The 2,579-nt window shown below is 48.8% G+C and carries 2 protein-coding genes; both read right to left on the bottom strand.

Going from position 1 to position 2,579, the window contains the following annotated elements:
* Positions 1–80: 80 nt before the first annotated feature.
* Positions 81–827 carry an IS21-like element helper ATPase IstB gene (gene istB, locus LHL20_RS20715; protein WP_015066349.1) on the bottom strand — a complete coding sequence of 249 codons (747 nt, stop codon included), beginning with the start codon at positions 825–827 and terminating at the stop codon, positions 81–83.
* An 8-nt stretch (positions 828–835) separates the two neighbouring features.
* Entirely contained in the window at positions 836–2,374 is a 1,539-nt protein-coding gene (gene istA / locus LHL20_RS20710; RefSeq protein WP_020744983.1) for an IS21 family transposase, read from the bottom strand.
* Between the last annotated feature and the right edge of the window lie 205 nt (positions 2,375–2,579).

The following is a 2,579-nucleotide window of genomic DNA, read 5'->3' as shown; positions in this document are numbered from 1 at the left end:
TTGCGTATTTCGGTGAATCCGAACGGTCATTTCGGTTTTATCCGATCACTTTTTCTTCTTCTTTTTCGTCCTTGCCAGTTTTACCTTAAGTGATCGGATTGGTCTAGTTTTCTCATCGATTCGCCAGCCAGTTCAATTCGATGGCTGTTGTGCAGTAAACGGTCGAGTAATGCATCTGCCACGGTGGGGTTACTGATGAGTTTGTACCATTCGGTAACGGGCAACTGGCTAGCGATAATGGTGCTGGTGTTTTGATATCGTTCTTCCATTACGTCAAGTAAGTCATTGGCCTGTCTTGCACTCAGTTTTTCCATTCCCCAGTCATCTAGGATGAGCAGCTCTTTCTTAGCGAGTTGTGCAAGCTGTTGTCGGTAACTTCCATCGGCGTGGCCGATATTCAGCTCATCTAGAAGCTGGCCGAGCCGGTAATATCGTACTGTATGATGCTGTTCACAGGCTTGTCTGGCTAATGCGCAAGCGAAGTACGTTTTACCGCACCCCGTTGCGCCAGTAACGATAATGTTATGGGCATGATGTAAGTATTGGCCGCTCAACAGTGTGGCGACTTTATCTTTGCGTAGACCGCGCTCTGCGCGGTATTCCAATCGGCTGGCGTGAGCTTCTAAGCGCAAGGTTGCCTGACGCAGTAAACGCTTCACTTTGCTGTCTTGCCGACAGTGGATTTCATGCTGTGCCAGTAATCCTAAGCGTTCTTCGAAGCTCATCTCGTCGTAGGTTGTCGCTTGGCTTTGTTGTTGCAGTAACGCTTGAGCGAAGTGTCCAAGCCGTAAGCTACGCAGTTGCTCTTGTAATTGAGATTGTGTCATGGGTTGTCCTATTGATAGTAATGTTGGCCGCGGATATTGTGGTGGGTTACAGGTTGCTCATCGTGTTCGACAGCGGTGCTCGGTACGCTTTCTTGGTGATGTTTGAGTAAGTTCATCACAACGCTTCTGTGAGGGCGTTCTAGCAGTAACGCCTTTTGGCAAGCGGCTTCAAGTCGCGCAGCACCATGCTGTTTAGTGAGATTTAGAATGGCTAGGCAGCTTTTAATCGCTTGCTCTGGATGTTGACGGCTATGGATGTGCCACTGCACCACACCGCGCGTACCTACACCAATATTCTCCGCCCAGTGCAATAAGCGCTCAGCGCTGAAGCGCTGTTTTACATGGCTGTCCGGCATGTGTTCTTTTTGCGTTGAGAAGCCGCCGTCTTTTGCTGATTTAGCGTGCTGTGTCACCAGTTGATTTTGGTGATAGATGCTGACCACACTGCCACTTGCCTCGATGGTCACCGTGTTGCCTACTAAGGTGTGCGGTACAGAGTAAGCGTGCTTTTGGTACAGCACATGGTAATCCGGCCCCACCTTTGCTCGTTTACTGTCGATGTACTCATACGTGGTGCCAGGCAATGGCATTAACGCGGGTTTATCGAGCAGTTCAAACTGCTCTCGGCGAGAGCCTGGATGTAAGCGCTGCGGCCGATTATTTAACTCTTCCATTAACACTTTGATACGTGCGTTAAGGCCCGCTAAAGTGTAAAAGCACTCCCGTCGCAATCGCATTAGTATCCAGCGTTCAACAATCAGTACCGCATTTTCTGCTTTAGCCTTATCCTTCGGTTTATAAGGCCGTGCAGGCACAATGGCGCAGCCGTAATGCCGCGCCATTTTTGCGTAGTTTTCATTCAGCGTGGGCGCGTAACGATGGGCTTTGGTAACGGCTGATTTCAGGTTATCCGGCACAAGTAAACGAGGTACACCGCCAAGGTAGCGGAACGTTCTTACGTGCGCCATTATCCAGTCTTCTTCACGTTGTGAGCGGCCAGCTTCAACATACGTGTAGTTGGTCGCACCTAAAGTCGCAACAAAGATTTGTGCATGATAACGCACTTCGCCTGTATCGGGATTAACGATAGGTACTGTCGGCCCGCAGTAGTCAATAAACAACTTATCACCCGCGATATGATGCTGACGCATACTACGCTTCTGCTTTTTAAGCCATCGCTGATAATGCTCGCAGAACTGCGTATAACCGTAGGCTGACGCACTATCTTCGGCGCAATACTCTTCCCACAGCAACAGCTTAGTCATGCCTTTACGCTTCAACTCTTGCTGCATAAGCATAAAGTCAGGCAGCCGTTTTTGGCGCTGAACGGGACCAGTGTTATACAACTGAGCCTCGAGCGTTTTATCATTGAGCGCTTCCGGCAACGGCCACGATAAATCACTGGATTTAAAGCGCGAGAGTATTTCACTCACGGTTGAAGGGCCGAGACTTAAGCATTGGCCGATGTCTCGATGGCTTAATCCTACTTCGAATTTGAGACGCAGGACGTCTTTAATCTTTCTCATATCGGTTCTCTTTCTCGCCATGGCAGCTCGTTCCTTCAATAAAGTGATGAAGTTGAGCTTACCAATTGATTTAGTGAGAAAAAGAAGAAGATTTCGGGATTCCGAACAGTGATTTCGGAAAAACGTCATTTTTGATCGGATAACGCCGAAATAAGCGATCGGATTAGACCGAAATCACTGATCGGATTGAACCGAAATGGGTGATCGGAATGGGCCGGAACATGCA

It is taken from the genome of Alteromonas sp. McT4-15 (assembly GCF_020515205.1).
In the GTDB taxonomy this organism is placed as follows: Bacteria; Pseudomonadota; Gammaproteobacteria; order Enterobacterales; family Alteromonadaceae; genus Alteromonas.
The sequence above is the reverse complement of the archived record's forward strand: the minus strand, read 5'-3'. Positions and strand labels throughout refer to the sequence as shown.

Coding starts and splice junctions, on each gene's coding strand:
- istB (WP_015066349.1), bottom strand. CDS start 827: ATGACACAATCTCAATTACAAGAGCAACTGCGTAGCTTACGGCTTGGA.
- istA (WP_020744983.1), bottom strand. CDS start 2,374: ATGGCGAGAAAGAGAACCGATATGAGAAAGATTAAAGACGTCCTGCGT.